Origin of the sequence: Kribbella aluminosa (assembly GCF_017876295.1) — a bacterium.
GTDB lineage: Bacteria > Actinomycetota > Actinomycetes > Propionibacteriales > Kribbellaceae > Kribbella > Kribbella aluminosa.
The window spans coordinates 1,053,310-1,079,129 of sequence record NZ_JAGINT010000001.1; the positions used below are offsets into that span (position 1 = coordinate 1,053,310).

The following is a 25,820-nucleotide window of genomic DNA, read 5'->3' on the forward strand; positions in this document are numbered from 1 at the left end:
GCCACGTGCGGACAAACGATGTGACATGGGATGCAATCAGGTGCAGTGCAACGAGTTGCATAGGTAGCCTCGGTTCATGGCGCTGGAGCACGCGATCCTGGTCTCGCTGACCGAGCGGGCCGGTTCCGGGTACGAGTTGGCCCGCCGGTTCGACCGCTCGATCGGGTACTTCTGGCCGGCCACCCACCAGCAGATCTACCGGGTGCTGCGGCGGATGGACGACGCCGGCTGGGTGAAGCACACCGAGATCGCGCAGGACGGCCGCCCGGACAAGAAGGTCTACCGGATCGCGGCGGCCGGCCGTACCGAGCTGACCCGCTGGCTGGCCGAGCCGGCCGATCCCGCCGTACTGCGGGACGGTCTCGGCGTGAAGCTCCGCGGCGCCTCGGTCGGCGACGTGGACGTGGTGCTGAAGGAGGTCGAGCGGCACCGGGCGGAGCACGCCACCCGCCGCGAGGTGTACCGCGGGATCCAGAAGCGCGACTTCCCGAAGCCGGCCACGTTGCACGGCCGTGAACTGCACCAGTACCTCGTACTTCGCGGCGGCATCCGTGCCGAGGAGTCCTTCGTCGCCTGGTGCGACGAGGTGATCGACGCCTTACGGAAGGACTCGGCGTGACCGCGTATCCGCACCTGCTGGAACCGTTGGACCTCGGCCATGTGGTGCTGCCGAACCGCGTGATCATGGGCTCGATGCACACCGGGCTCGAGGACCGGTTGAGCGATCTGCCCAAGCTCACGGCGTATTTCGCCGAGCGGGCCCGGGGTGGCGTCGGGCTGATGGTGACCGGCGGCTACGCGCCCAACTGGCAGGGCTGGCTGACGCCGTTCGGGTCGAAGCTGGCCAGCAACCGCCAAGCCCGAGCTCATCGCCGGTTGACCGATGCGGTGCACGCCGAAGGCGGCCGGATCGCCCTGCAGATCCTGCATGCCGGCCGGTACTCGTACCACCCGTTCAGCGTCTCCGCGTCCGCGCTCAAGGCCCCGATCAACCCCTTCAAACCCCGCGCCCTGTCCGACGGCGGCGTGCTGAAGCAGATCACGGCGTACGTCGACTGCGCGGCGCTCGCTCGCGAGGCCGGGTACGACGGGGTCGAGATCATGGGCTCCGAGGGGTACTTCGTCAACCAGTTCCTGTCCGAGCGGACGAACCAGCGGACCGACCGCTGGGGCGGCAGCCCGGAGAACCGGCGGCGGATCGCGGTCGAGATCGTCCGGCGGACCCGGGAGCGGGTCGGCAAGGACTTCCTGATCATCTACCGGCTGTCCATGGCCGACCTGGTCGAGGGCGGTCAGAGCTGGGACGATGTGGTTGCGCTGGGCAAGGAGATCGAGGCGGCCGGGGCGTCGATCATCAACACCGGGATCGGCTGGCACGAGGCGCGGGTGCCGACCATCGTCACGTCCGTACCGCGAGCGGCGTTCACGTCCGTGACCGCGGCGTTCAAACCGCACGTGAACATCCCGGTCGTCACCTCGAACCGGATCAACCTGCCACAGGTCGCCGAGGAGGTGCTGGCCCGCGGTGACGCAGACATGGTCAGCATGGCCCGCCCCTTCCTGGCCGATCCGGAATGGGTGCTGAAGGCAACTACACGGCGCCGCGCGGTCGCTGGGTCGCCCTGCGGCCGGACCGGGACCCGCGGTACGCGAAGGCGCTGCTGAGCTTCCGGTCGCCGGTCCTGAGCTACGACCGGCGTGACATCGACGCTCAGAAGCGGCCGGCGACTTCTACCTCGACACCACCAGCCGCGTCGTCGTACCGGACTGGTCGCGTGGGCGGGTCGCGCTGGTCGGTGACGCCGGGTACTGCGGTTCGCCGATGGCCGGTCACGGTACGGCGCTGTCGCTCGTCGGGGCGTACGTACTGGCGGGGGAGCTGGCCGCGGCGGCGGGCGATCACGTCCGGGCGTTCCCGGCGTACCAGCGGCGGATGCAGGCGTACGTCGCACAGCGGATGGAGCTTCCGCCGGGCGGGATCAAGATGGCGATGCCGATGTCGGCGTTCGGGATCGCGTACCGCGACTTCGTGCTGCGGGTGATGACGTCGCGGATGATGACCGGCGCGCTGAAGAAGCTGGCGGGCGGTACGCCGGACGCGATCGACCTGCCCGAGTACTCAGTCGAGCGGGGAGACCCACTCCGGGTTGCGGCCGAGGAGGCCGAGTAGCTGGTCGAGGTCGGGGGCCGTGCCGGAGACCTTGACGCTGCGCTCGAACGCGTAGCCGGAGCCGCGGTTCGTCTCGGTGTCGGGGATCCGGCGGGCCAGGGTGAGGGCCTGTTCGACCATGTCCGGCGGCGGCTTGTACGGGACGTCGATCGCGCGGGCCAGGTCCCAGGCGTGCACGATGCAGTCGAGCTGGTGGAAGGTCAGCGCGATCCGGCGCGGGAACGAGCCGAACTCGCGGACCTCCACCAGCCGGTCCAGCGCGCCGCCGTCGGCGAACGCGTCGGCGACCCGCACGTTCGAGCGGCGGTACGCACCGGCCGGGTTGTCGGCGAGCCGGCCGCCGTTCCAGCTGTGGAACGACGCCGAGCCGTTCAGCGCCGCGGCGGCGAGGCCCTCGTTCTGGCTGACCAGGTGCCGCATCAGCCCGCGCACCGTCCAGTCCGGGCACGGGGTGGGGAACCACAGCTGCTCGGGCCGCACCTGCATGACAACTTCCCCGAGCACTGCACCGGCCCGACGATCCAGATCCCGGATGTCCATCCGCGCTCCTCCCGTTGCCTTAGTAACCATAAGGCTGGAAGGCTGACTTCGCAGGGAATCGCGTGGAGTACAAGGGACATCCCGCGCCGAGCTGGAACAGATCGGGTCCGGGTGTCGCGCGGATCAGGCCTTGGCGGCGGCTTTCGCGGCCTTCTTGAAGTTGCGGACCTGCAGCAGCGAGGTGGCGTCGGTGACATCCGCGATCGAGCGCCGGGAGCCGCGGTCGCCGTAGTTGCCGGCCGCCTCGCGCCAGCCCTTCGGGGCGACGCCGCGCTGCTTGCCGAGCAGCGCGAGGAAGATCTTCGCCTTCTGCTCGCCGAAACCGGGCAGTGCCTTCAGCCGCTTCAGTACCTCGGTGCCGTCCGGCTTCGGGCGGCCGGCGAGCCAGATGTTGGCGGCGTCACCGTCGTACTTCTCGATGATCTCCTGGGCGAGCGCATGCACCCGGCGGGCCATCGAGCCGCCGTACCGGTGGATGGCCGGCGGGGTGACGCTGAGCTCGACGAACGTCTCGAGGTCGGTCGCCGCGATCTTGTGCAGGTCGAAGCCGTCCATCCGGTTCGCGATCTTCAGCGGGCCGGAGAAGGCGTGCTCCATCGGGTACTGCTGGTCCAGCAGCATGCCGACCAGCAAGGCGAACGGGTCGTCGTTGAGCAACTTGTCGGCGTCCGGATTGCCGGTGAGGTGCAGTTCGCGCAGCATGCCGCCCATCTTGACACGGAGCAGGCCCTCCCGCCCCTAGTGCGCGTACGATGTATGCGCACTAGTTGGGGAGGGATCGGATGACCGAGGCGCCGTACCAGGTGATCGCGGCCGCGCTGCGTCGGCGGATCGAGGCGGGGGAGTTGCTGCCGGGTGACCGGGTGCCGTCGACGCGGGCGTTGACGCGGGACTTCGGGGTGGCGATGGCGACCGCGACCAAGGCGTTGCAGGTACTGCAGGCCGAGCGGCTCGTGCACGCGTCACCCGGAGTCGGGACCGTCGTGGGCCCGCCGCCGCGGGCCCGGCGTACCGCTGCCGCCGACGGCGCGCTGGATCTGAACCGGGACGAGGTCGTCCGGATGGGCGTCGCGATCGCGGACACCGAGGGGCTGGCGGCGCTGTCGATGCGGCGGATCGCGGCCGAGCTCGGGGTGTCGACGATGGCGCTCTACCGGTACGTCGGCGGCAAGGACGCGCTCGTCGTCCAGATGGTGAACGAGGTGATCGCGGAGTTCCCGCTCGGCGAGATCCCGGAGTACTGGCGGGACGCGGTGGCGATGGTGGCGCGCGTGCACTGGGCGGCGTACCGGAAGCATCTGTGGCTCGCGAGTGCGATCAGTCTGAGCCGGCCGCAGCTGGTGCCGCGGTTGTTGCCGCACACGGACGCGGTGCTCGGCGCGCTCCGCGGGTTCGAACTGTATCGATTGGACAAGGGCGCCGCGATGTCGACGATGATCAGCCTGTTCGCGTACGTCCGTGGGATCGCGCTGGTGATGGAGTCCGAGGCGCAGGCCGAGCAGGACACCGGCGAGACCGCGGACGAGTGGGTGACGCACCAGACCGACCAGTTGGCGGCGATGATCGCGGCCGGGAACCTGGGGGCGTTCCGTGAGTTGCTGGCGGACGGGTTCGACTACGAGTACGACCTGGATCAGCTGTTCGAGTTCGGCCTCGGCGTGTTTCTGGACGGCTTGGAGGCGCGCAGGTGAGCGACCCGACCCATTACGCTGAGTGGTGACGACTTCTCCGGAGGTGGCGATGGAGCCTGTGTTCGCGCCGGATGTGCCGGCGGGAGTACGCCGGTTGTACGAGCGCAGGCCGGAGTTGTTCGTGGCGGCCGACGCGCCGAGGCCGAAGCGCGAGACGTCCTGGTCGGCGGCGCCCGGCAACACGTTCGGCACGTTGCTGGTGTGGGTCGCGGTGTGTGTCGGCGGGTGGATCCTCGCGCTGCTCGTGATGGCGGCGACGTTGCCGACCGCGGTGGCGGCGTGGGGAGCGGTCGCGCTGGCCGGGGTCGCGGTGCTGGCGACCGGCGGGATCCTGGCCAAGTCGATGGTCGAGGACCGCGGGCACAAGGCGGTCCGGAAGCAGCACCGGAAGTACCTGCTGCCGGAGGACTTCGACAGCGAGGCCGGGTGGTTGCTCGGGCGGGCGCAGCGCGCGGTGAAAACGGTGCTAGAGGCAACTGTCACGCGGCGCGGGCTGCTCGACGACGTGAAGAACGAGCTGGTCCTGCCGGAACAGCTGTGGGACATCGCGCAGGTGCTCCGGGAGCAGACGGTACTGCGGGCCCGGCAGAAGGACATCGCCCGCGGCGCGAAGTCCGCCGAGCTGGACGCCGTACTGGGTCCGCAACGCCGCGCGCTCGCGCTGTCCGCCGAGGCGATCAAACGCAAGGTCGACCTCCTCGACCAGTACGCCGACCGAGTCCGCTCCGCCGACGCCGCCCTCCGCGCCGAGGCCGCCCTCGAGGACGGCGACCGCTACATCGAACTCCTCGCCCGCACCGAACCAGCCGGCGACACCGCGGTTGTAGAAGGCTTCACCGACGAAGCCACGGCCTTGAAGGACACCCTCACCCGCTCCATCAACGCCGCAAGAGACGCCGGCCGAACGCTGGCCCTCCCCGAGTAACGCGGTCCTCCTGGCCGGGGCGGAAGGTGGCGGGGGCGGCAGCCGCTGGTCGGGAGGTTGGCGGAGCCGCTGGTCCGGAGGACGGCGCGGACGCGCCGCAGCTATTGGGCGGCGAGGAGCTGCTGCTCCTGTTCGGGGGTGAAGCCGTAGTCCAGCTCTGGGGTTCCGCGGTCTTGGTCCCACAGCAGCAGGTCGGCGACGGTCTGGCGGAACGGGGTGACCGACATCCCTGCGGCCCGTGCCTTGGCCGGATCGCGGCGTCGTCCGCCCCACTCGGCCTCGGGCTCCAGCAGCGGAAAGCGCGCCGGTGCGGCGTCCCGCGGCACCTGGACGAGGTCGACCGTGGTGCCGGACAGCTCGGCCGACGTCTCGATCAGTTCGGCGATCGTGCTGAACGGCCCGACCGCGTTGTACCCGCCGGACCGGGCGTCGGTGATCAGCTGGACCACCAGTCGCCCGACGTCACGGCTGTCGACGAACTGCAGCGGTTGCTCCGGCTTCGTCGGAAGCGCGACCCGGCCGCCGGCGGCGCCACGCCGTACCCAGTAGAAGACCGTGCTCGCGGTGTCACCCGGACCCGTGACCCGGCCCGGACGGACGATCGTCGCGCGGTCGCCGTAGCGCTCGAGGACGTCGTCCTCGCAGGCGACCTTGCACGGGCCGTAGGTCTCGTTGGTGAGTTCGTCGGCGGCGCGCAGGGGCTCCCGGCGCGGCGCGGTCTCGTCGGTACCGGGTGGCAGGCCGCGAGCGTAGGCCGCGTGGCTCGAGACGAACACGTACCGCCCGACCCGGTCGCCGAGCACGTCCATCGCCGCGTCGACCTCGTTGGTCTGGTAGCCGCTCAGATCGACGACCGCGTCCCACTCACCGGTCTTCAGCGCCGAGTAGTCCCCGCTCGCCCGATCGCCGAGCAGCTGCACGACGCCGGGCGGCAGCGGCGTACCGCTCACCCCTCGGCTGAACGACGCGACCTGCGCGCCCTGCTCCAGGGCGTCGTCCACGACCGCACGCCCGACAAAACCGTTCCCACCCAGAATCAGTATCCGCACAGCCGCCCAACCTATCCCCGCCCCCCGGCGGCCGCGACTGGATTGATCGACAACCGAATGACCCTGTAACACGTCTGAACAGGTGAAGGTCCGGTCTGTACCGCACACTGGTTCTGAGGTGTGGAACGGCGACAGGGGAGCCGATGGGGAGTGCGCGCGCGACGGCGAGGCGGCCGCGGTCGATGCCGAAGTTGCTGGGGTTCACCCTGCTGGGCGCACTGCTTCCAGGACTCGGACTGATCGTCGGCGGGCGCCGTAAGCTCGGTGCGTTCGTGCTCACGGTGTTCCTCGCGCTGGTCGGCGTCGCGGCGTACGTCGCCCTGACCCGGCGCGACGAAGTGATCGCGGCCGCCGTCGTCCCGAGCCGGCTGCTGATCACCTCGGTCCTGATCGCGGCGCTCGCCTTCTTCTGGATCGTCGTGGTCGTCGGCTCGCACCGGTCGTTGCGTCCGGCAACGGGTGGTACCGGCGGGCGGGTGGGCGGCGCGCTGTTCGTCGGCGTGCTGTGCTTCGCGATCGCGGCGCCGGCGGCGGTCGGCGTACAGACCGTGCTGGCGCAGCGGACGCTGGTGCAGGACGTGTTCCAGGCGCAGGGCGAGAGCAAGAGCGCCACCCGGCCGACCACCGTCAACGTGAAGGATCCGTGGGCGGACCGGCCGCGGCTGAACCTGCTGCTGCTCGGCGGTGACGATGCGCCGAGTCGCCAGGGCGTGCGGACCGACACCGTGATCGTCGCGAGCATCGACACCAGGACCGGGAACACGTCGCTGATCTCGATGCCGCGGAACCTGACGTTCATGCCGTTCCCGGCGGACTCGCCGCTGCGCAGGTTCTACCCGGACGGGTTCGGCAAGGAAGGGCTGAGCCTGGACGGGCGGCTGGAGTGGATGCTGACCGCGATGTACCAGAACATCCCGGACGCGCACCCCGGAATCCTCGGCCCGTCGGACAACGAGGGCGCGGACGTGGTGAAGCAGTCGGTCGGTGAGGCGACCGGGCTGAAGCTCGACTACTACCTGCAGGTGAACCTGCAGAGCTTCCCGGAGATCGTCGACGCGCTCGGCGGGATCACCGTGAACGTCAACGAGCGGGTCGCGATGGGCGGCATCAGCAGCTCGCACATCCCGCCGAAGGAGTGGATCGAGCCGGGGCCGAAGCAGCACCTGGACGGGCGGCACGCGCTGTGGTTCGCGCGCGGGCGGTACGGCGCCGACGACGACCAGCGGCAGGTGCGGCAGCGGTGCGTGATCAAGGCGATCGTTGACGCGGCGGATCCGCAGACGCTGGTCACGAAGTACAAGGCGATCGCGAAGGCCGGGCAGCATCTGCTCCGGACGGACATCCCGCAGGAGCTGCTGCCCGCGATGGTGGAGCTGGCGCTGAAGGTGAAGTCGGCAACGGTCTCGAACGTCACGCTCGACGCCGAGAAGCTCCGCCTCAAGTACCTGCACCCCGACTACAAGGCCCTCCGCGACACCGTCCAGACAGCCATCGACGCAGACCCCGCCCCGGCCAACACCCCGGTCACCCCCAACACCCCGGTCACCCCCACAACCCCGACCGCCACCCGTAAGCCCACCACCCCAACCACCACCCCGCCCCCGGGGCCTACCCAGAACCTCGCGGACGCCTGCGCCTACCGCCCCTCCGGCGACCAGCCGAGGTAGTGGATCCGCACGCCAGCAGAACCCCCGTCTCAGCGTGGTTTCAGCCCGTGATCGAGGGGTTCTGCCTGCGTGCAGATCCGCCTACCGAACTGACTCGGCATCCGGTGTCGATCCGGGCCGGCCCCGCTCGACGTGAGAGTAAGTGATCGACCCACACGAGGAGCAGCGATGCGTTACATGATCATCAACAAGGCGGATGCGGGCAGCGAGGCCGGGAAGTTCCCGCCGCCGGAGGTGGCCGAAGGGGTCGGCAAGGTCGTCGAGGACCTGTCCAAGGCCGGCGTACTGCTGTTCGCCGAAGGCGTGCACCGCAGTTCGCTCGGCGCCCGGGTGAAGGTCGACGGTGGTAAGCGCACCGTCACCGACGGCCCGTTCGCGGAGACCAAGGAGCTGGTCGGCGGCATGATCGTCGTCGAGGTCCGCAACCGCGACGAGGCCATCGAGTGGGCGGCCCGGCTGGCCGAGGCGCTGCAGGACGAGGTCGAGGTACGGCGGGTCGTCGAGGAGGCCGACTTCGGCCCGGATTCGGACGTGTTCGCGGGCTGATGTCCATTCCTGCCCCTTCCATCCGTGGGAGGGGCATGAGCACATACGAGGTATCCGACGCAGAGCTGTACTACGAAGTGCGCGGCAGCGGCCCGTTGGTCGTCCTGGTCGGCGCACCGATGGACGCGGACGCGTTCGCCCCGCTGGCCGACCTGCTGGCGCCCCGCCACACCGTCCTGACCCTGGACCCGCGCGGCGTCAAGCGAAGCACGCTGGCACCCGGCGGTACGTCGCGCCCGGAGCAGCGCGCCGACGATCTCGCCCAGCTGATCCGGCACGTCGACGCGGGCCCGGCCGTCGTACTGGGATCGAGCGGCGGAGCCGTCACCGCGCTGGCGCTCGCGCAGTACCACCCGGAGGTCGTGCGCACGGTGATCGCGCACGAGCCCCCGCTCGACCGGCTGCTGCCGGACGCGGACGAGCTGCTCGCCAAGTCCGAGAAGCTGATGGCCGACTACCGCGCCGGGGACGTGGTCGGCGCCTGGAAGCAGTTCTTCCAGCTCGCGAACATCTTCCTCCCCGGCGAGGTGGCCGAGGCGATGTTCGGCGGCGACCGGGACCCGAAGCAGGTGGCCGACGAGCGATTCTGGTTCGACCACGAGATGCGCGAGAGCATCACCTGGCTCCCGGACGTCGACAGGCTCCGTGAGGTCGACATCGTGGTCGGGATCGGCGCGGACTCGACCGGCCAGCTCTGCGAGCGTACGTCGACCGCACTCGCCGGTCTGCTGGGCGTCGAGCCGGTCCGCTACCCGGGCGGTCATACCGGGATGGTCGACGCTCCGGAGACGTTCGCGGAGGCGTTCCGTGCGGAGCTGGAAGCCCGAGGTGAGACTCGCCCGTAGGCTGCTGGGGAGAGTATGTGAAGCTGGAGGTGTCCGGTGGGTGCGCAGGGGTGTGATCGCGGTCGTACCGGGCACCGGTCCGAGTGCCGCGTCGCCCGCGTGGCTACTTGACCTCAACCGTGGTTGAAGTTTCAAGCTGGTGTCGCTGAACCAGGACATCGGAGAGATATCGGCCCCCGCTGGGCCCCGACGAAGGAGCAGAGTTGACCACGTACACGCTTCCCGACCTCCCCTACGACTACAGCGCGCTCGCGCCGAGTATCGCCGGCGAGATCATGGAGCTGCACCACGACAAGCACCACGCGACCTACGTGAAGGGTCTGAACGACACCCTGGACAAGCTGGCCGAGGCCCGCGACAAGGGTGACTTCGGCTCGATCGTCGGGCTGGAGAAGACGCTGGCCTTCAACCTCGGCGGGCACGTCAACCACTCCATCTTCTGGAAGAACCTGTCCCCGGACGGCGGCGACAAGCCGGACGGCGAGCTGGGCGCGGCGATCGACGAGTTCTTCGGGTCGTTCGACTCCTTCCAGGCGAACTTCACCGCGAGCGCGACCACCATCCAGGGCTCCGGCTGGGCGATCCTCGGCTGGGACGCGCTGGGCGGCCAGCTGCTGATCCACCAGCTGTACGACCAGCAGGGCAACCTGCCGGCCGGGCAGATCCCGATCGCGATGCTGGACATGTGGGAGCACGCGTTCTACCTGCAGTACAAGAACGTGAAGCCCGACTACGTCAAGGCGTGGTGGAACGTCGTCAACTGGGCCGACGCGCAGGCCCGCTTCGACGCGGCCCGCTCCGGTGCCGCGGCGCTCATCACCGGCGCCTGAAGCAGCACGTAGTACGACGAAGGGCGCCCGGCTCCGGCCGAGCGCCCTTCGCAGTTGTCAGCCACAGAAATCCGCGATCACCGGAGCGATCGCCGACGCCTTGATCACGTGGTTCTGACCCGGTACCTCGGAGTGCTCGGCGTCCGGGACTGCGTCCGCGAGCGCCCGCGTCGACGCCTTCATCCAGGCGGGGCTCTTGCCGCCGCTCACCACCAGCACGGGCTGGTCGATCGACGCCCACTGCGCCGCGTCCATCGGCTCGCCGAAACAGTTCTCGCCGACCACCTGCGCGTCGTACGGCAGCGTGTGCGCGATCGCCCGCATGTTCTTCCAGGCCGGCATCAGCTTCATCATCGTGACCAGGATCCCGGGCAGCCCGATGCCCTTGGTGAAGAAGTACTTGATCGCGTCGTCCGGCCCGAGCGCGGTCAGGTCCGCGACCCACGTGCGCGGGATCTGCTTGCGGCTGCCGTCGACGACGTACGGCGGCTCGAAGGCGACCAGCTTCTCGACCGGCAGCCCGGCCGCGGTGGCCCGGAGCGCGAGCGCCGCGCCGGACGACGAGCCGTACACGTACGCCGACCCGCCGGCCGCCTCGATCACCGCGGCCAGGTCCTCGATCTCGCGGTCCACGGCGTACTCGCCGCTGTCCCCGGAGTCGCCGCGCCCGCGCCGGTCGTAGTTGTAGACCGTGAACCGGTCCGCGAGCGCCTCGGCGAGGTCGGGCATCGGACCCTGCGCACGCGAGCAGAGCGCGCCGTCGACGAGAACCAGTGCAGGCCCGCTGCCGCGCCGGTCGTAGGCGATGGTGGTGCCGTCTTTCGAGACAACGGTTTCCATGGTGGGTTCCTCCTGGGTGAGTAGGTCTTCACCCCTGCGTCGAGGGTTCGCGGACCGGATCGACACCGTGTGACCTAGATCACTCCGAACAGGTCGCCGCTCGTTCCAGGAGGAGTTTGCGTTCGCGTTCGTTGCGGGTGAGGGCGGCGGGCCTTCTCGAACTCGGTGCGGGCCTCGTCGAGGCGGCCGAGCTTGAACAGCAGGTCACCGCGGACGCTCGGCAGCAGGTGGTAGTCCTTCAGCGACGGGTCGTCGGCGAGCAGGTCGACCGCCTGGAGTCCGCGTTCCGGGCCGAACGCCATCGAGATCGCGACCGCCTGGTTGAGCTCGATCACCGGAGACGGCGTGACCTGTGCGAGGACGGCGTACAGGCCGGCGATCCGGGCCCAGTCGGTGTCGTCGGGGTCGGCGGCGCGGGCGTGGCAGGCGGCGATCGCAGCCTGCAGGAGGTACGGGCCGGGTGGGGTCTCCAGGGCCCACGCGCGGTCGATGCCCTCGAGGCCACGGCGGATCAGCAGGCGGTCCCACCGGCGGCGATCCTGCTCGAGCAGCAGCACCGGCTCGCCGTCCGGGCCGGTACGGGCGTTCGCGCGGGAGGACTGCAGCTCCATCAGGGCGAGCAGGCCGAGTACTTCGGGTTCGGTCGGCATCAGCTCGACGAGCAGCCGGCCGAGGCGCATCGCCTCGTTGCACAGCGCCGGGCGCATCCAGTCGTCGCCGGTGGTGGCGGAGTACCCCTCGTTGTAGACGAGGTACACGACCTCGAGGACGGACTGCAGCCGGGCGAGCAGTTCCGGGCCGGACGGCACCTCGAACTCGACGCCGGCCTTCGCCAGGTTGCGCTTGGCCCGCACGATCCGCTGCGCGATCGTCGCCTCCGGGGCGAGGAACGCGCGGGCGATCTCGTCGGTCTTCAGGCCGCCGAGCAGCTTGAGCGTCAGCGACACCCGGGCGTCCATGGTCAGCACCGGGTGGCAGGCGGTGAACACCAGCCGGAGCAGGTCGTCCTCGATGTGGTCCTCGAGGATCGCCTCCACCCTGTCTTCTACGCTGTCCTCGACGCTCTCGCCGCCGATCTCCAGCTCGTGGCCCAGCTCGGCGAGCTTGCGCTGGTACGTCTCCTTGCGCCGGATCAGGTCGATCGCCCGGCGCTTCGCGATCGCCATCAGCCAGGCGCCCGGATTCTTCGGTACGCCGGACTCCGGCCACTGCTCCAGCGCCGCCACCAGCGCGTCCTGCGCGAGTTCCTCGGCCAGCCCGACGTCCCGGACGATCCGCGCGACCCCCGCGACAATCCGCGCCGACTCGATCCGCCAGACCGCGTCGACCGCCCCCTGCGCCTCAGCTACCGTCACCCCGCCGATAGTAGACACTGCCGAAGTGGACCCGCTGCACACCGCACTGACCCCGCTAGCCCGAGACCTCCGAACCACCGACGGAACCCCCCTGCGCCTGCTGGACAAGCCGGCGTACGACGGTCCGGCGTACTTTCAGGGGTTCACCTCTCCCATTGCCCGTTCACCAAGGGTGTGCAGGGGGTGAAGGGGCAATGCGAGAGGTGAACCCCTGAACTTGCGGTCGGTGTGGCGCACCCCGGTTGCCGTGGACGGCCGACCGTCCACGGATCTGAGCTGAGCGCCTGTAACTGTCGGAGCGTGCGCGGGTTCCGGAGCGGCCGCAGTTGCCCGAGGGAGGTGGCTTCACCGGATCGCGCGCGGCGGTGCCGTGGCAGCACATCCCGGCGCCCGGCGCCCGCCAACCCGTCGGCCCGGACCAGCTGCAGGAGCTCGGCCCGCGTCCTGAGCCGAAGGAGCTCGGCCAGGTCCGACAGCATCAAGCACACCTCACCTCCCGGTCGCAGGTGCTCACGGTCCGTACGTAGGAATTCGCGGAGCATGCGGCTGCCCTCGTCGTACACCGCCTGGTCGAGGAGCGTGAGGGGCTTCGCGGGGATCCACGGCGGGTTGCACACGATCAGGTCCGCCGTACCCGGCGGGAACAGATCGGTCTGCACGACTTCGGCGTCTCCTGCGAGGTGTTGCAGGTTCGCGCGGGTGGAGGCGGCTGGGTGGCAGCGAGGTCGGCGTACTCGGATCTGGTTGGTGCGAAGACGCCGTACTGCGGGGCACCCGGGGAGCGGACGACGGGACTAGCGAACTGCCGCCGCATGTCTGGGCGAGGTCACCGGATGAGGGTAGACCCCTAGGCGTGAAGGGTTGTGCGGAGCGTGTGGAGGTTGCCGATTGACGGGTGTTTTCGGCCGAGGGGACCTGCTGCCATGCCGCGCAGGAGGTTGAGGGTTACGGTGCGGGCGAACGCCACGGTGGCCGATGGCGGGCCGGCGAGGCTGGAGATCCAGTTCATCGATCCGGTGTTGAAGACTGCGGCTCCGGAGTGGACCGTGTAGTACGCCGCGTCCGTGTAGACAGGCCTGGTTCCGCACCTCACAGGCGAGTGCGCCACCACTTCGAGATTGGCCGGTGTGCCCGGGATCGAATAGGCACGGTCGACCTCGGCGCTTGCCAGTCCGGGGTACGACGACCCGTTGACGGCGTGTGTTCCGGCGAAGAGGAAGAACTTCGGCTCGTGGACGACGAACGAGCCGCTGCGGGAGTAGCAGACGTAGAGCATGCCGTTCAGGGAGTTCTCCGGATTCGGGTACGGCTTGCTCATCCACCTGACCGTGGTGCTCCGCCGGTTCCGCACCGGATCCAGGGTCGCGTCCTTGTAGCAGATGATGATGCGGTCCGGGCCGAGGCGGCCGGGGGCGTAGCGCACTCGCCAGTAGACCGAGTTCCCGCCGAGGAACCCCAGATTCGTCCCCACGTCGCGCGCGTGCGTGACGGCGGCGCGCATCGGCAGGCTCCAGTACTCGTCGTGCCCGAGCGACAGGAACCCCCGGGCGCCGCTCAGCGCGGTCCGGTCGGTGTCCAGGTCGGTGCTGGTCAGATAGGCCAGATGTACGCCGCTCCGGTCGGCCAGCTGGAGCAGCGGCAACTCGAACCGGAACAGCAGCGGCGCACCGTTGCCTTCGTACGGGCGATCGAAGCTGACCCGGTGCGAACGGCTGGCGTACGACATGTCCGGGCCGTGGTAAAGCGAGTAGCCGCCCCAGGCGTTGTAGGCCTGGTAGGTGTTGACGGCGTTCACGATGACCACCGCGCCACGGACCGAGTTCGAGCGGACCGTGATCGGGACGTACTTCTCCTTGCCGTTCGCCGCGGTGAGCAACAACAGGTAGGTGCCGGTCGTCCATCCGGTCGTCGGGACGGTCAGCGAGGGCTTCCAGTTCGTGCTGACCATGCCGTCCGGCGCGACGACCGGCGCCGGTTGCGGCACCCCGGGGACGGAGGCCGAGGTCCAGACCAGCCGCGCGCCGGCGCCGCCGTACCAGCCGATGCGGAAGGCGCGGACGGTGAACGCGCCGTCGGTCGAGGTCACGTACAGCCGGAACGGCTGACCGCTGCGGACACTCGTCCGGTCGGTGTAGCCGGCGAGCTCCATCGGCCCGGCGAGCCGGGCCGGGGCTATCTGCCATTGCTTCGAGGTCGACGTCCCGATCCCGACTTTCTGCCCGGTGCCCGGCGAACCCAGCGGGGTCGGAACGGCTGGTGTACTTCGCACAGCCCGAGCGGGCGAGCCGGAGCAGCCCGCGACTGCGAGCAAGGTCACCGTCAACCACAAGATCCAACGTTGCATCGTGTCCCCCTGCACGCAGGGAAGCAGCCCGATGCTTGGTAAACGCTGAGAGCCGCGACCAGCAGGCTGCCGGGAGAAGCCCTCTAATAGACTTCGTGACCGGAAACCCCCACACGATGGCATGAGGTTTGCTGTGCTCACCATGCAGGACGCGCTGCTCGCGCTGACGAAGTACTGGACCGACCGGGGCTGCATGGTCGTTCAGCCGTTCAACACCGAGGTCGGTGCCGGAACGCTGAACCCGGCGACCATCCTGCGGGTGCTCGGTCCCGAGCCGTGGCGGGTGGCGTACGTCGAGCCGAGTGTCCGGCCGGACGACAGCCGGTACGGCGAGAACCCGAACCGCCTGCAGACCCACACCCAGTTCCAGGTGGTGCTGAAGCCGGACCCGGGCAACCCGCAGGAGCTGTTCCTGGACAGCCTCGAGGCGCTCGGGATCGACATCGACGCGCACGACGTCCGGTTCGTCGAGGACAACTGGGCGAACCCGGCGACCGGCTCCTGGGGGCTCGGCTGGGAGGTCTGGCTGGACGGCCTGGAGATCACCCAGTTCACGTACTTCCAGCAGGCCGGCGGGATGACGCTTGACCCGGTGTCGGTGGAGATCACCTACGGCATCGAGCGGATCATGATGGCGCTGCAGGGCGTCTCGCACTTCAAGGACATCGCCTACGCGCCCGGCATCTCGTACGGCGAGGCGTTCGGCCAGGCGGAGTACGAGATGAGCCGGTACTACCTCGACGACGCGGACGTGGAGTCGCAGAAGAGGCTGTTCGAGGAGTACGCGAACGAGGCCCGCCGGATGATCGACGACCGGCTCCCGGTGCCCGCGCACATCCAGGTACTGCGGTGTTCGCACACGTTCAACGTCCTCGACGCCCGCGGTGCCGTCAGTACGACGGAACGTGCGAAGGCGTTCGGCCGGATGCGGACGCTGGCGCGCGAGGTGTCGCGGCTGTGGGCGGAGCGGCGCGAGGAGCTGGAGTACCCGCTCGGACTCGCCGAACTTCCGGCCGCGGCGGCCGAACCGACGGAGTTCCCCAGGATCAGCGGTACCCGGCAGCTGACCTTCGAGATCGGCACCGAGGAGATGCCGCCGTCCGAGGTCACCAAGACCGCCGCGGCGGTGCAGGCCGCGCTGGAGGAGAAGCTGGCCGCGACGCGGCTCGAGCACGGCAGGATCACGACGTACGCGACCCCGCGCCGGGTCGTCGCGTTCGTCGCGTCGGTGCACGCCGGTGAGCCGGACGCGGAGCGGGTGGTGCGGGGTCCGCGGAAGTCGGCCGCGTACGACGCCGACGGCAACCTGACGAAGGCCGCCGCCGGGTTCGCCCGCGGCCAGAAGGTCGACGAGAGCGAGCTGCACGACCTGGACGTCGACGGTGTCGAGTACGTCGCGGTCACGAAGCCGGACCCGGGTCGTGGTGCGGCCGAGGTGCTGAGCGGCGTACTGAGCGAAATCGTCGCCGGCCTGCGCTCCGACAAGAACATGCGCTGGAACGACGCCAAGCTGTCGTTCACCCGCCCGATCCGCTGGCTGGTCGCGTTGCTCGGCGACGAGGTCGTCCCGGTCTCCGTGTCGAGCCTGGCCGCCGGCCGGACGACGCGGGTGCATCGGACCGCCGCGCAGCCGAAGGTCGAGATCGCGTCCGCCGAGGGGTACCTGGACCTGCTCCGGATCCACGGCATCGAGGCCGACCCGGCCCGGCGCCGGGCGACCGTCGTCGAGGCGGCCGCCGACCTGTCCGCGAAGGTGCAGGGCACGGTGGACGTCGAGGGTGAGGCCGCGCTGGTCGACCAGATCGTCAACCTGATCGAGGAACCGGCCCCGATCCTCGGCGGGTTCGCGCCGGAGTACCTGGACCTGCCGAGCGAGATCCTGACCACCGTGATGCGCAAGCACCAGCGCTACCTGCCGGTCCGCGACCATGACGGCAAGCTGCTTCCGCATTTCGTTGCCGTGGCCAACGGTTCGGTGGACGAGGACCTGGTGCGGGCCGGGAACGAGGCGGTACTGCGGGCCCGCTACGAGGACGCCGCGTTCTTCTGGCGGGCCGACCTCGACACGCCGCTGGAGTCGATGAAGGCCGAGCTGGAGAAGCTGGCCTTCGAGGAGCGGCTCGGTTCGATGGCCGACCGGGCGGGCCGGATCGGGCGGATCGCTGTCAAGCTCGCCGAAACGGTCGACGTCGACGGTGACGACCTCACCACGCTGAAGCGGGCGGCCGAGCTGGCGAAGTTCGACCTCGGTTCGCAGATGGTCGTCGAGCTGACCAGTCTGGCCGGCACGATGGCCCGCGAGTACGCCAAGCGTGCGGGCGAGACCGAGGCGGTCGCGCAGGCGCTGTTCGACATGGAGCTGCCGCGGTCGGCCGGTGACCCGGTCCCGTCGACGACTCCTGGTGCGCTGCTCGCGCTGGCGGACCGCTTCGACCTGCTCGCCGGGCTGTTCGGCGTCGGCGCGAAGCCGACCGGCAGCTCGGACCCGTTCGCGCTGCGGCGTGCGGCCGCGGGGGTGGTCGCGATCCTGCGCGAGCACCCGGAGCTGCGGGCGATCACGCTTCCGATCGGGCTGCAGGCGGCCGCGGACGAGATCGGTGCCCAGGGCATCGACGTACCGGCGGAGTCCCTGGACGAGGTCGCCGAGTTCACCGTACGGCGGTACGAGCAGCAGCTGCTCGACCGCGGCGACGACCACCTGCAGGTGGCTGCGGTGTTGCCGCTGGCAACTGCTCCGGCGGCCGCGGACGAGACCCTGAAGTCCCTGCAGGACCTGGTCGGCAACAGCGACTTCGCCGACCTGGTCGCGGTCCTTCAGCGGGTCCGGCGGATCGTCCCCGAAGGTACCGCGGCGGAGTACGACTCGACCAAGCTCACCGAGCCGGCCGAGGTCGCCCTGCACGAGGCCGTCCAGAAGATCGGCCAGGCGCCGAGCGCCCTGTCCGACTTCGTCGCAGCCACGTCCGTCCTGGTCGACCCGGTGAACGCCTTCTTCGACGACATCCTCGTGATGGCGAAGGAGCCGGACCTCCGCGCCGCCCGCCTCGGCCTGCTGGCGACGATCAGCAAACTCGCCGCCCCGGTCCTCGACTGGCAAGCCCTCGGCACCAGCCTGAGCCCGGCGGAGTGAGCGCCCGATGAGCGCCCACCCGGCGCGCAGGAGCGCCGCGTGGGTCCGCAGGAGCGTCGCGTGAGCACCGTGCGGCCGGAGGAGATCGCGGAGCAGGCGGAGCGGGTAGCGCCCCGCCTGCTCGAGCACCTGCCGCCGACGGCGTTCGTGCGGTACGACGCGTTCAGCGAGGAGCTCGGCGCCGACGTGCTCGTCAAGTGCGAGCACCAGCAGCGCACGGGTTCGTTCAAGGCCCGCGGCGCGATGGCGAAAATCCTGACGCTCTCCGACGAGCAGCGCGCGGCAGGTGTGGTCACCGCGTCCACCGGCAACCACGGGCTCGGTGTCGGCAACGCGCTGGCGACGCTCGGCGGCCACGGCATCGTGTATCTGCCGGAGAACGCCGCGCCGGGGAAGGTCGCCGCGCTCCGCCGGCTAGGTCTCGAACTGCGGGCCGAGGGCAACGACACCGGCGTACTGGAGCTGAAGGCCCGCGCGTACGCCGCCGAGCACGGGCTGACCTACGTCCCGCCGTACAACGACCCGGAGATCATCGCCGGGCAGGGCACCGTCGGTGTCGAGATCGTCGAGCAGCTCGCCGGTGCACCGCTCGACGCGGTCGTGGTCGCGGTCGGTGGCGGGGGACTGGTCAGCGGTGTCGCCGCCGTACTGCGGAAACACCTGCCCGGGATCACCGTGTACGGCGCGCAACCGGCCGTCGACGATGCGATGGCGGCGTCCGTGCGGGCCGGCGAGATCGTGCAGATCGACGCCGGACAGACCTTGTCGGACGGTACGGCGGGCAGCGTCGAGCCCGGGAGCATCACGTTCGAGCTGTGCCGGGACCTGGTCGACGACTGGGTGCTCGTGCCCGAGGACGCGATCCGGGACGCGTTGCGGCTGGTGATCGACACCGAGCACCAGTTGATCGAGGGCGCGGCGGCGCTCGCGTTCGCGGCCGCGCGCGAACGGCGTACCGAACTCGCCGGGAAGCGGGTGGCGGTGGTGTCCTGCGGCGGCAACATGTCGTCCTCGACCTTGGTGCGCGCACTTGCGTGAGCTCGTCGTCCTCGGCACCGGCAGTCAGGTGCCGTCGCGGGAGCGGACGCAGAACGGGTACTTTCTGCGGTGGGACGACGAGGGGTTCCTGTTCGATCCGGGGGAGGGCACGCAGCGGCAGATGATCTTTGCCGGGCTCTCGGCCGGGGCGATCACGCGGTTGTGTGTGACGCATTTCCACGGGGATCACTGCCTCGGGGTGCCAGGAGTGGTGCAGCGGTTGTCGCTGGACGGGGTGCCGCATCCGGTCCGGGCGCACTATCCGGCGTCGGGGCAGGCGTACTTCGACCGGTTGCGGAACGCCGCGTCGTTCTTCGAGCGGGCCGAGCTGGTCGAGGAGCCGGTGGAGGAGGACGGGCTGCTGTCGGTGGGGTCGTTCGGGCAGTTGTGGGCGCGGCGGCTGGAGCATTCGATCGAGTCGTTCGGGTACCAGCTGGTCGAGCCGGACGGGCGGCGGATGCTGCCGTCCAAGCTCGCGGAGTACGGCGTGACGGGACCTGCCGTCGGGCGGCTCCAACGGGCCGGTTCGATCGAGGTGGACGGCCGGATCGTGCGAGTGGAGGACGTCAGCGAGGTACGGCGCGGGCAGCGGTTCGCGTTCGTGATGGACACGCGGTTGTGCGAGAACGTGCTGCGGCTGGCCGCGGACGCCGACCTGCTGGTGATCGAGTCGACGTACCTGTCGGCGGAAGCGGAGCTGGCGCGCCGGTTCGGGCATCTGACCGCGCGGCAGGCGGCGCGGGTCGCGGCCGAGTCCGGCGTACGGAAGCTGGTCCTGACGCACTTCTCCCAGCGGTACCTGGAGCCCGAGCGGTTCCACGAGGAGGCGGCGAAGGAGTTCTCCGGCGAGGTCGTGGTGGCGTCGGATCTCAGCAGAATCTCAGTTCCAACCCGTCGCTAGCGAACAGTTAGTAACGGGTGGGCGAACAAGCCTGAACCCTTGCGGCGGCATCATCGGTCAGCATTAGCATTGCCCGCGAATGCAACGCCGATCCCCCAGGAGCAACCTCTCGTGCGCACTCCCCGTCCAGTTCCGGCGGCTGTGGCGCTGGTTGTTCTGGGAGCGGCGGCAGGCGTGACGGTATGGCGGCCCTGGGAAGGGGCGGCCGATGCGACCGGTGGGCCGAGTGGGATCAGCGTGTCGCGGAGCCAGTGCGGGCAGGGCTGGTCGGATGCGCGGACCGGGCGGCAGAAGGTCACGGTGCGCAACACCGGGGACGCGCCGGCGGAGGTGGACCTCGTCGAGGTCGGCAGCGGCAAGGTGTACGGCGAGGTCGAGGGGCTCGGGCCGAACACGAGCGCGCAGCTGGACGTGCAGCTCGGTGCCGGGAAGTACGCGATCCGCTGCCTGATCGAGGACACCGACCCGATCACCGGCCCGGCCGTCACGGTCACCGGCGACGGGCAGGGCGGACCGGGCGTGGTGCCGGTGACCAAGAACGACATGCTCCCGCTGGTGAAGAAGTACGAGGCCGGCGTCGCGCGCGGTGTCGCGGACCTGGTGACGAAGACGGACAAGCTGCGCGCCGACGTGGACGCCGGCCACCTGGACGCGGCCCGTACCGACTGGCTGGCCGCGCACCTGGCGTACAACTCGCTCGGGGCGGCGTACGGCGCGTTCGGGGACTTCGCCGGCAAGATCGACGGCTCCGGCGCCGGGTTCCACCCGCTGGAGAAAGGCCTGTGGCACAACGCATCCGCCGCGGCCCTGAAACCGATCGCGGACCAGCTGGCCGTCGACGTGCACGGCGTACAGAAGGACCTGCCGAACGAGCAGGTCGATCCGAACGACCTCGGCCTGCGCGCCCACGAGATCATGGAGAACGCGCTCCAGTTCGAGCTCACCGGCGAGAACGACCAGGGCAGCGGTACGTCGCTGAACACCGCGCTGGCCAACCTGAACGGTACGGCGACCGTGCTGGCCGTCCTCGACCCGGTCCTCAAACCCCGGTACGCCGACCTGCCGCAGGTGCAGAAGTGGGAGACCCGCGTGCGCGTGCTCCTGACCGCGCACCAGAACACGCCCGTCGACAAGCTGGACCACACGACACGGCAACAGCTCAACGGCGCGGTCGGCGAACTCCTGGAGAAGCTGGCCCCGGTAGCCGCAATCTGCGACGTCCGGAGGGTTTCATGAGTGACGTCGGCCGCCGGTCGTTCCTCCGGGGTGCACTTGCCGGCGCGGGCGCTGCGGCGGTAGCGGGTGCCGGTGCGGTGGCGGCCGACGGGCTGACCGGGGTTGCCGCGAACGCCGACGCGGCGACGCCGACGGCCGTGCCGTTTCACGGCGTACATCAGGCGGGCATCGTGACGCCGCAGCAGAAGAGGGCGGTCTTCGCGTCGTTCGACGTGATCGCCGCGGACAAGGGCGAGCTGACCGACCTGTTCAAGACGCTGACCGAGCGGGCGCGGCTGCTCACCACGGGCGGTTCGCTGCCGCCGCTGGGTATCACCGCTCCGCCGGCCGACTCAGGCGTACTCGGGCCGGACATGCCGGGCGACGACCTGACGGTCACCGTCGGCGTGGGCGCCTCACTGTTCGACGCGCGGTACGGCCTCAAGAACCTGAAGCCGGCGAAGCTCACGGCGATGAAGGAGTTCCCGAACGACAGCCTCGACGAGGCCTTGTGTCACGGGGATCTGAGCCTGCAACTGTGCGCGTCCGACACCGACATCGTGCTGCACGCGCTGCGCGACATCGCCCGGCACACCCGCGGTGCGATGCAACTGCGCTGGCGGGTCGACGGGTTCCAGAGCCCGCCGCGGCCGGCCGGTGCGCCGCGCAACCTGATGGGCTTCAAGGACGGCATCGTCAAGCCGGCGGCCGGCGACCAGGACAAGCTCGTGTGGGTCGGTCAGGGGAACGGCGAACCGGCCTGGACCGAGGGCGGCAGCTACCAGGTACTGCGCCAGATCCGGATGCTCGTCGAGTTCTGGGACCGGGTGTCGCTCGGCGAGCAGGAGAACATGTTCGGCCGCCGCCGGGACACCGGTGCGCCGCTGGACGGCAACAGCGAGACCGACGTACCGAACTACGCGGCTGACCCGACCGGCGGGGCGATCCCGCTGACCAGCCACATCCGCAAGGCGAACCCGCGGACCCCGGCGACGGCGGCCAGCCAGTTCCTGCGGCGGGGCTACAACTACGACAAGGGCACCGACGCCGTCGGTGACCTGGACCTGGGGCTGCTGTTCTGCGCTTATCAGCAGGACATCGCCCGGCAGTTCGAGGCTGTCCAGACCCGGCTGACCGACGAGCCGCTCGTCGACTACATCCGGCCGGTCGGTGGCGGCTATTTCTTCACGCTTCCCGGTGTACGGGACGGCAACGACCACTTCGGGCGGTCGTTGCTCGCATGAGGTATTCATCAGGAGGAGAAGGCATGCGCGCAAGACTCCCTGTCGCCGCCACGGCCGTTGCGGCCGCGACGGGCTTGTTGCTGGCCGCCTGTGGCGCGCCCGGCGGCACCCAGCAGGTGACCAACGCAGGCGCGGCGTTCACGGCGGCGGACGCCGCGTCGTACCACCCGGCGGGGACGACCACGCCGATCAAGCACGTGGTGGTGATCTTCGGCGAGAACATCTCGTTCGACCACTACTTCGGCACCTACCCGAAGGCGGCCAACACCGACGGTACGCCGTTCACGGCCGCCCGGCACACGCCCAAGGTCGATGGCCTGACCAACAAGCTGCTGACGAACAACCCGAACGCGTACAACCCGAAGCGGCTCGCGTCGTCGCAGGCGCTGACCTGCGACCAGAACCACGGCTACTCCGCGGAGCAGAAGGCCGTCAACGGCGGCAAGGCCGACAAGTTCGTCGAGTTCACCGAGACGTCCAAGTGCACCGGTCAGCCCGTCCTGTTCGGCGAGCCGGGCCTGGTGATGGACTACTACGACGGCAACACCGTCACCGCGATGTGGAACTACGCGCAGCACTACTCGATGAGCGACAACTCGTTCAACACCGTGTACGGCCCGTCCACCCCGGGCGCGCTGAACCTGATCTCCGGCCAGACCCACGGCGGCCAGGCGTACGACCCGAAGACGGGTCAGCCGACCACCGACGCGTACGCCGTACAGTCGCCGGACAAGAACGGCATCGGGACGATCACCAACGACCCCGACCCGTACTACGACGACTGCTCGAACAACAACGGCAAGGCCTCGAACAACCTGGCCGTGATGCACGGGCAGAACGTCGGTGACCTGCTGAACAAGCAGAACGTCACCTGGGGCTGGTTCCAGGGCGGCTTCAAGCCGACCGGTGCGGCGAACGGCAAGGCCGTCTGCGGCGCGTCGCACGCCAACATCGGCGGCAACACGGCGAACGACTACAGCCCGCACCACTCGCCGTTCCAGTACTACAAGTCGACGTCGAACCCGAAGCACCTGGCGCCGTCGTCGGTGGCCGCGATCGGTCACACCGACCAGGCCAACCACCAGTACGACACGTCGGACTTCGACGCGGCGCTGGCGGCGAACAACCTGCCGGCGGTCAGCTTCCTGAAGGCCGGCGAGTACCAGGACGGCCACGCCGGGTACTCCGACCCGCTGGACGAGCAGGCGTTCGTCGTCAAGGAGATCAACGCGCTGCAGAAGTCGCCGGAGTGGAAGTCCACCGCGATCGTCCTGGCCTACGACGACTCCGACGGCTGGTACGACCACGTCACGCCGCCGAGCGTCAACGGCTCGAACGACGCGGCGCTCGACCAGGCGGCGCTGTGCGGCAAGAAGCACGTCGCCGGCGGGTACGCCGACCGCTGCGGCTACGGTCCGCGGCTGCCGCTGCTGGTGGTCTCGCCGTACGCGAAGACCAACCACGTCGACCACTCGCTGACCGACCAGTCCTCGATCCTGAAGTTCATCGAGGACAACTGGCGGACCGGCCGGATCGGCGACCACTCGTTCGACCAGCGGGCCGGCAGCCTGAACAGCATGTTCAACTGGTGGTCGCGCCCGAACACCAAACAGCTGATCCTCGACCCGAAGACCGGGGCCGTCGTCAGCTGATCGTCCTACCGAATGCCCTGGTCGGCGAGGAAGTCGTCGATCAGGGCATTCACCTGTTCCGGGGACTCCAGCGCCGCCAGGTGGGCGGACTGCTCGAGTACGACGAAACGTGCGCCGGGGATGGAATCCGCCATCTCCTCGGTCTCGGCGACCGGGAACGTCTTGTCCTCGGCACCCGCGACGACCAGAACCGGCGTCCGGATCCGGCCGAAGAGCGCGCGCTGGTCGGGGCGGTTCGGGACCACGCTGGTGACCGCGTGCATTCCGGAGCGGACGTTCACCTTGCCGGTCAGTTCGTTGACCTTGGCAACGACCTCGGGTTTGTCGCGTTTCGCCGTCGGGCCGAGGAACGCGTCCCGGACCGGGCCTTTCAGCGGTCCGCGGATGCCGCCCAGTAGCTGCGCGGTCCTGGTGAGTACGCCGTACTCGAAGCGCTGCCGTCTTTTCGCCGGCGAGGCGGTGGCGTTCATCAGGACGGCGATGCCGGTCCGGTCCGGGTGCAGGGCGGCGAACGTGCCGCCGATCATCCCGCCCCAGCTGTTGCCGACCAGATGTAGTTTGTCGACCTTCAGATTGTCGGCAATCGACACTACGACGTCGGCGCACTGCGCGAAGTTGAACGGCTGCGTGAGCAGCTCGCTGCCGCCGTGCCCGGGCGGGTCGACCAGGACCACCTGGAAGCGGGCCGCGAAATGCGCGGCCTGGGCCGACCAGAGCGTGCCGTCCATGAGCAGGCTCGGCCAGAACAGCATCACCTGCCCCGACCCGTCGACGCGCAGACGGATCCGGCCCAGCACGGTCTCGACGTACCGATCCTGCATGCCTGAACGGTAACGGTCAGCGGGACGGAATCGCGGCTGCCAGGCGCGTCGTCAGCGCGCGGATCGCGTCGATCAGCTCCGGCGGGTCCTGGACCTCGAAGGGCAGACCGAGGATGCCGAGGTACAGCGCGATCTGGTCGAGCGAGTTCGCACCGGTCTCCACGAGCGTCGTCGAGTCGTCGATCGGGGTCACCGACGCGACGTTGGGCCCGTAGCGGTCGGCGACCTCCGCGGCGGAGGCGTGCACCAGGATCCGCGCGCGGTAGCGGTAGCCGCCGTACGCGACGCCGCGGTTCGTGGACGCCAGCTCGGGTACCTCGCGCGGCGTGAACCGCGGGCCGGTCGGGATCCGCGGCTCCAGCCGGTCGACGCGGAACGTGCGCCAGTCGTCGCGGTCGAGGTCCCACGCGACCAGGTACCACCGCCGCCCGGTGTGCACGAGCCGGTGCGGCTCGGTCGTCCGCGTGGTCGCCGTACCGTCGTGGTTGCGGTAGTCGAAGCGCAGCCGGTGATGGTCGCGGCAGGCGGCGGCGACGGCCAGCAGTACGTCGGGTTGGACGGACGGGCCGCCCGCGGGCGTGACGGTGACCTGCTGGAGCAGCTCGATGCGGTACCGCAGCCGGGACGGCAGGACCTGTTCGAGCTTGGTGAGTGCGCGTACCGACGCCTCCTCGGTGCCCGCGACGGTCCCGTTGGCCGCAGCGCGCAGGCCGACCGCGACGGCGACTGCTTCCTCGTCGTCGAGCAGCAGCGGCGGGAGCGCGGCACCGGCGCCCAGGCGGTAGCCGGCCACCCCCGGTACGGCGTCCACCGGGTAGCCGAGGTTGCGCAGCTTGTCGACGTCCCGCCGTACCGTCCGGACGCCGACCCCCAGCTCACCGGCCAGGGCGGTGCCGCTCCACTCCTTGGGTTGCTGCAGGAGGCTCAGCAGCCTGAGCAGTCGTGCGGACGTTTCGATCATTTCTTCAGTCTGGCAGGTAGCTAGGACCGAAGCTGTCCTAATCAGGTGTGAAACTG

At 69.8% G+C, this 25,820-nt stretch carries 24 protein-coding genes; 16 read left to right on the plus strand and 8 right to left on the minus strand.

Translation table 11 applies throughout. The annotated features are described in order from the left end of the window. Nucleotides 1–76 precede the first annotated feature (76 nt). The 3 genes from JOF29_RS05225 to JOF29_RS42725 all read left to right on the plus strand — a co-directional run bounded on the left by JOF29_RS05225 (nt 77) and on the right by JOF29_RS42725 (nt 2,170). On the plus strand, nt 77–619 hold the full coding sequence (locus JOF29_RS05225) for a PadR family transcriptional regulator (RefSeq protein ID WP_209693096.1): 543 nt from the start codon (nt 77–79) through the stop codon (nt 617–619). Continuing rightward, complete coding sequence (locus tag JOF29_RS05230; RefSeq protein ID WP_307863157.1) at nt 616–1,665, plus strand: 2,4-dienoyl-CoA reductase FMN-binding domain-containing protein; 1,050 nt, start codon at nt 616–618, stop codon at nt 1,663–1,665. Before JOF29_RS05225 ends, JOF29_RS05230 begins: the two co-directional genes overlap by 4 nt. Before the next feature lie 124 nt (nt 1,666–1,789). Then, nucleotides 1,790–2,170, plus strand: a complete 381-nt coding sequence (locus JOF29_RS42725) for a Rossmann-fold NAD(P)-binding domain-containing protein (RefSeq protein ID WP_245357926.1) — start codon at nt 1,790–1,792, stop codon at nt 2,168–2,170. Here JOF29_RS42725 and JOF29_RS05240 read toward each other — a convergent pair. Both JOF29_RS05240 and JOF29_RS05245 read right to left on the minus strand, forming a co-directional pair. Next, a complete protein-coding gene (locus JOF29_RS05240; RefSeq protein WP_209693097.1) occupies nt 2,120–2,710 on the minus strand; it encodes a TIGR03086 family metal-binding protein in 591 nt (196 codons plus the stop codon). The genes JOF29_RS42725 and JOF29_RS05240 overlap by 51 nt on opposite strands. A gap of 123 nt (nt 2,711–2,833) precedes the next feature. Continuing rightward, nucleotides 2,834–3,412, minus strand: coding sequence for an HhH-GPD-type base excision DNA repair protein (locus tag JOF29_RS05245; RefSeq protein ID WP_209693098.1), 579 nt, complete (start codon nt 3,410–3,412; stop codon nt 2,834–2,836). Between the two features lie 80 nt (nt 3,413–3,492). On the opposite strand from JOF29_RS05245, the gene JOF29_RS05250 reads away from it, so the two are divergent. Together JOF29_RS05250 and JOF29_RS05255 are read left to right on the plus strand one after the other, a co-directional pair. Further along, nucleotides 3,493–4,401 carry a GntR family transcriptional regulator gene (locus JOF29_RS05250; protein ID WP_209693099.1) on the plus strand — a complete coding sequence of 303 codons (909 nt, stop codon included), beginning with the start codon at nt 3,493–3,495 and terminating at the stop codon, nt 4,399–4,401. Nucleotides 4,402–4,426: 25 nt separating this feature from the next. Beyond that, the gene (locus tag JOF29_RS05255; RefSeq protein WP_307863158.1) at nt 4,427–5,326 is read left to right on the plus strand and encodes a hypothetical protein; all 900 of its coding nucleotides are present in this window, start codon (nt 4,427–4,429) and stop codon (nt 5,324–5,326) included. A 101-nt stretch (nt 5,327–5,427) separates the two neighbouring features. Here JOF29_RS05255 and JOF29_RS05260 read toward each other — a convergent pair whose 3' ends face one another. Further along, on the minus strand, nt 5,428–6,375 hold the full coding sequence (locus tag JOF29_RS05260) for an NAD-dependent epimerase/dehydratase family protein (RefSeq protein ID WP_209693100.1): 948 nt from the start codon (nt 6,373–6,375) through the stop codon (nt 5,428–5,430). 182 nt (nt 6,376–6,557) lie between these two features. Here JOF29_RS05260 and JOF29_RS05265 point away from each other — a divergent pair, with 182 nt between their 5' ends. The 4 genes from JOF29_RS05265 (at nt 6,558) to JOF29_RS05280 (ending at nt 10,263) form a co-directional block, all read left to right on the plus strand. Next, on the plus strand, nt 6,558–8,042 hold the full coding sequence (locus JOF29_RS05265; protein WP_245357453.1) for an LCP family protein: 1,485 nt from the start codon (nt 6,558–6,560) through the stop codon (nt 8,040–8,042). A gap of 168 nt (nt 8,043–8,210) precedes the next feature. Then, the gene (locus JOF29_RS05270; protein WP_209693101.1) at nt 8,211–8,588 is read left to right on the plus strand and encodes a YciI family protein; all 378 of its coding nucleotides are present in this window, start codon (nt 8,211–8,213) and stop codon (nt 8,586–8,588) included. 35 nt (nt 8,589–8,623) lie between these two features. Further along, entirely contained in the window at nt 8,624–9,433 is an 810-nt protein-coding gene (locus JOF29_RS05275; RefSeq protein ID WP_209693102.1) for an alpha/beta fold hydrolase, read from the plus strand. Between the two features lie 203 nt (nt 9,434–9,636). Then, nucleotides 9,637–10,263 (plus strand): superoxide dismutase, encoded by a 627-nt coding sequence (locus JOF29_RS05280; protein ID WP_209693103.1) that lies wholly within the window; start codon nt 9,637–9,639, stop codon nt 10,261–10,263. 57 nt (nt 10,264–10,320) lie between these two features. On the opposite strand, the gene JOF29_RS05285 is transcribed toward JOF29_RS05280, so the two are convergent. Together JOF29_RS05285 and JOF29_RS05290 are read right to left on the minus strand one after the other, a co-directional pair. Beyond that, nucleotides 10,321–11,103 (minus strand): alpha/beta fold hydrolase, encoded by a 783-nt coding sequence (locus JOF29_RS05285; RefSeq protein WP_209693104.1) that lies wholly within the window; start codon nt 11,101–11,103, stop codon nt 10,321–10,323. 74 nt (nt 11,104–11,177) lie between these two features. Then, the gene (locus JOF29_RS05290) at nt 11,178–12,458 is read right to left on the minus strand and encodes an RNA polymerase sigma factor (protein ID WP_209693105.1); all 1,281 of its coding nucleotides are present in this window, start codon (nt 12,456–12,458) and stop codon (nt 11,178–11,180) included. A 326-nt stretch (nt 12,459–12,784) separates the two neighbouring features. Here JOF29_RS05290 and JOF29_RS05295 point away from each other — a divergent pair, with 326 nt between their 5' ends. Continuing rightward, nucleotides 12,785–12,985: a hypothetical protein gene (locus tag JOF29_RS05295; protein ID WP_209693106.1), complete on the plus strand. Its 201-nt coding sequence runs from the start codon at nt 12,785–12,787 to the stop codon at nt 12,983–12,985. A gap of 320 nt (nt 12,986–13,305) precedes the next feature. Here the strand turns inward: JOF29_RS05295 and JOF29_RS05300 are convergent, their stop codons facing one another. Next, the gene (locus tag JOF29_RS05300) at nt 13,306–14,727 is read right to left on the minus strand and encodes a N,N-dimethylformamidase beta subunit family domain-containing protein (protein ID WP_209693107.1); all 1,422 of its coding nucleotides are present in this window, start codon (nt 14,725–14,727) and stop codon (nt 13,306–13,308) included. Nucleotides 14,728–14,923: 196 nt separating this feature from the next. Here JOF29_RS05300 and JOF29_RS05305 point away from each other — a divergent pair, with 196 nt between their 5' ends. The 6 genes from JOF29_RS05305 (at nt 14,924) to JOF29_RS05330 (ending at nt 23,982) form a co-directional block, all read left to right on the plus strand. Beyond that, nucleotides 14,924–17,932, plus strand: coding sequence for a glycine--tRNA ligase (locus JOF29_RS05305; RefSeq protein WP_245357454.1), 3,009 nt, complete (start codon nt 14,924–14,926; stop codon nt 17,930–17,932). Between the two features lie 60 nt (nt 17,933–17,992). Beyond that, the gene (locus JOF29_RS05310) at nt 17,993–18,970 is read left to right on the plus strand and encodes a pyridoxal-phosphate dependent enzyme (RefSeq protein WP_209693108.1); all 978 of its coding nucleotides are present in this window, start codon (nt 17,993–17,995) and stop codon (nt 18,968–18,970) included. After that, on the plus strand, nt 18,963–19,871 hold the full coding sequence (locus JOF29_RS05315; RefSeq protein ID WP_209693109.1) for a ribonuclease Z: 909 nt from the start codon (nt 18,963–18,965) through the stop codon (nt 19,869–19,871). The genes JOF29_RS05310 and JOF29_RS05315 overlap by 8 nt, the downstream gene beginning before the upstream one ends. A gap of 174 nt (nt 19,872–20,045) precedes the next feature. Further along, nucleotides 20,046–21,107 carry an EfeM/EfeO family lipoprotein gene (locus JOF29_RS05320; RefSeq protein WP_209693110.1) on the plus strand — a complete coding sequence of 354 codons (1,062 nt, stop codon included), beginning with the start codon at nt 20,046–20,048 and terminating at the stop codon, nt 21,105–21,107. Further along, nucleotides 21,104–22,330, plus strand: a complete 1,227-nt coding sequence (efeB, locus tag JOF29_RS05325; protein ID WP_209693111.1) for an iron uptake transporter deferrochelatase/peroxidase subunit — start codon at nt 21,104–21,106, stop codon at nt 22,328–22,330. The genes JOF29_RS05320 and efeB overlap by 4 nt, the downstream gene beginning before the upstream one ends. Before the next feature lie 23 nt (nt 22,331–22,353). Further along, on the plus strand, nt 22,354–23,982 hold the full coding sequence (locus JOF29_RS05330) for a phospholipase C (RefSeq protein ID WP_209693112.1): 1,629 nt from the start codon (nt 22,354–22,356) through the stop codon (nt 23,980–23,982). 5 nt (nt 23,983–23,987) lie between these two features. Here JOF29_RS05330 and JOF29_RS05335 read toward each other — a convergent pair whose 3' ends face one another. After that, entirely contained in the window at nt 23,988–24,803 is an 816-nt protein-coding gene (locus JOF29_RS05335; RefSeq protein ID WP_209693113.1) for an alpha/beta fold hydrolase, read from the minus strand. Nucleotides 24,804–24,819: 16 nt separating this feature from the next. After that, nucleotides 24,820–25,764 (minus strand): helix-turn-helix transcriptional regulator, encoded by a 945-nt coding sequence (locus JOF29_RS05340; RefSeq protein ID WP_209693114.1) that lies wholly within the window; start codon nt 25,762–25,764, stop codon nt 24,820–24,822. Nucleotides 25,765–25,820 lie beyond the last annotated feature (56 nt).

What these genes read in the sequence shown, in the direction of transcription:
- JOF29_RS05225 (WP_209693096.1), top strand. Translation starts at nt 77, where the DNA reads ATGGCGCTGGAGCACGCGATCCTGGTCTCGCTGACCGAGCGGGCCGGT.
- JOF29_RS05240 (WP_209693097.1), bottom strand. Translation starts at nt 2,710, where the DNA reads ATGGACATCCGGGATCTGGATCGTCGGGCCGGTGCAGTGCTCGGGGAA.
- JOF29_RS05245 (WP_209693098.1), bottom strand. Translation starts at nt 3,412, where the DNA reads ATGCTGCGCGAACTGCACCTCACCGGCAATCCGGACGCCGACAAGTTG.
- JOF29_RS05250 (WP_209693099.1), top strand. Translation starts at nt 3,493, where the DNA reads ATGACCGAGGCGCCGTACCAGGTGATCGCGGCCGCGCTGCGTCGGCGG.
- JOF29_RS05265 (WP_245357453.1), top strand. Translation starts at nt 6,558, where the DNA reads ATGCCGAAGTTGCTGGGGTTCACCCTGCTGGGCGCACTGCTTCCAGGA.
- JOF29_RS05270 (WP_209693101.1), top strand. Translation starts at nt 8,211, where the DNA reads ATGCGTTACATGATCATCAACAAGGCGGATGCGGGCAGCGAGGCCGGG.
- JOF29_RS05275 (WP_209693102.1), top strand. Translation starts at nt 8,624, where the DNA reads ATGAGCACATACGAGGTATCCGACGCAGAGCTGTACTACGAAGTGCGC.
- JOF29_RS05285 (WP_209693104.1), bottom strand. Translation starts at nt 11,103, where the DNA reads ATGGAAACCGTTGTCTCGAAAGACGGCACCACCATCGCCTACGACCGG.
- JOF29_RS05305 (WP_245357454.1), top strand. Translation starts at nt 14,924, where the DNA reads ATGAGGTTTGCTGTGCTCACCATGCAGGACGCGCTGCTCGCGCTGACG.
- efeB (WP_209693111.1), top strand. Translation starts at nt 21,104, where the DNA reads ATGAGTGACGTCGGCCGCCGGTCGTTCCTCCGGGGTGCACTTGCCGGC.
- JOF29_RS05330 (WP_209693112.1), top strand. Translation starts at nt 22,354, where the DNA reads ATGCGCGCAAGACTCCCTGTCGCCGCCACGGCCGTTGCGGCCGCGACG.
- JOF29_RS05335 (WP_209693113.1), bottom strand. Translation starts at nt 24,803, where the DNA reads ATGCAGGATCGGTACGTCGAGACCGTGCTGGGCCGGATCCGTCTGCGC.
- JOF29_RS05340 (WP_209693114.1), bottom strand. Translation starts at nt 25,764, where the DNA reads ATGATCGAAACGTCCGCACGACTGCTCAGGCTGCTGAGCCTCCTGCAG.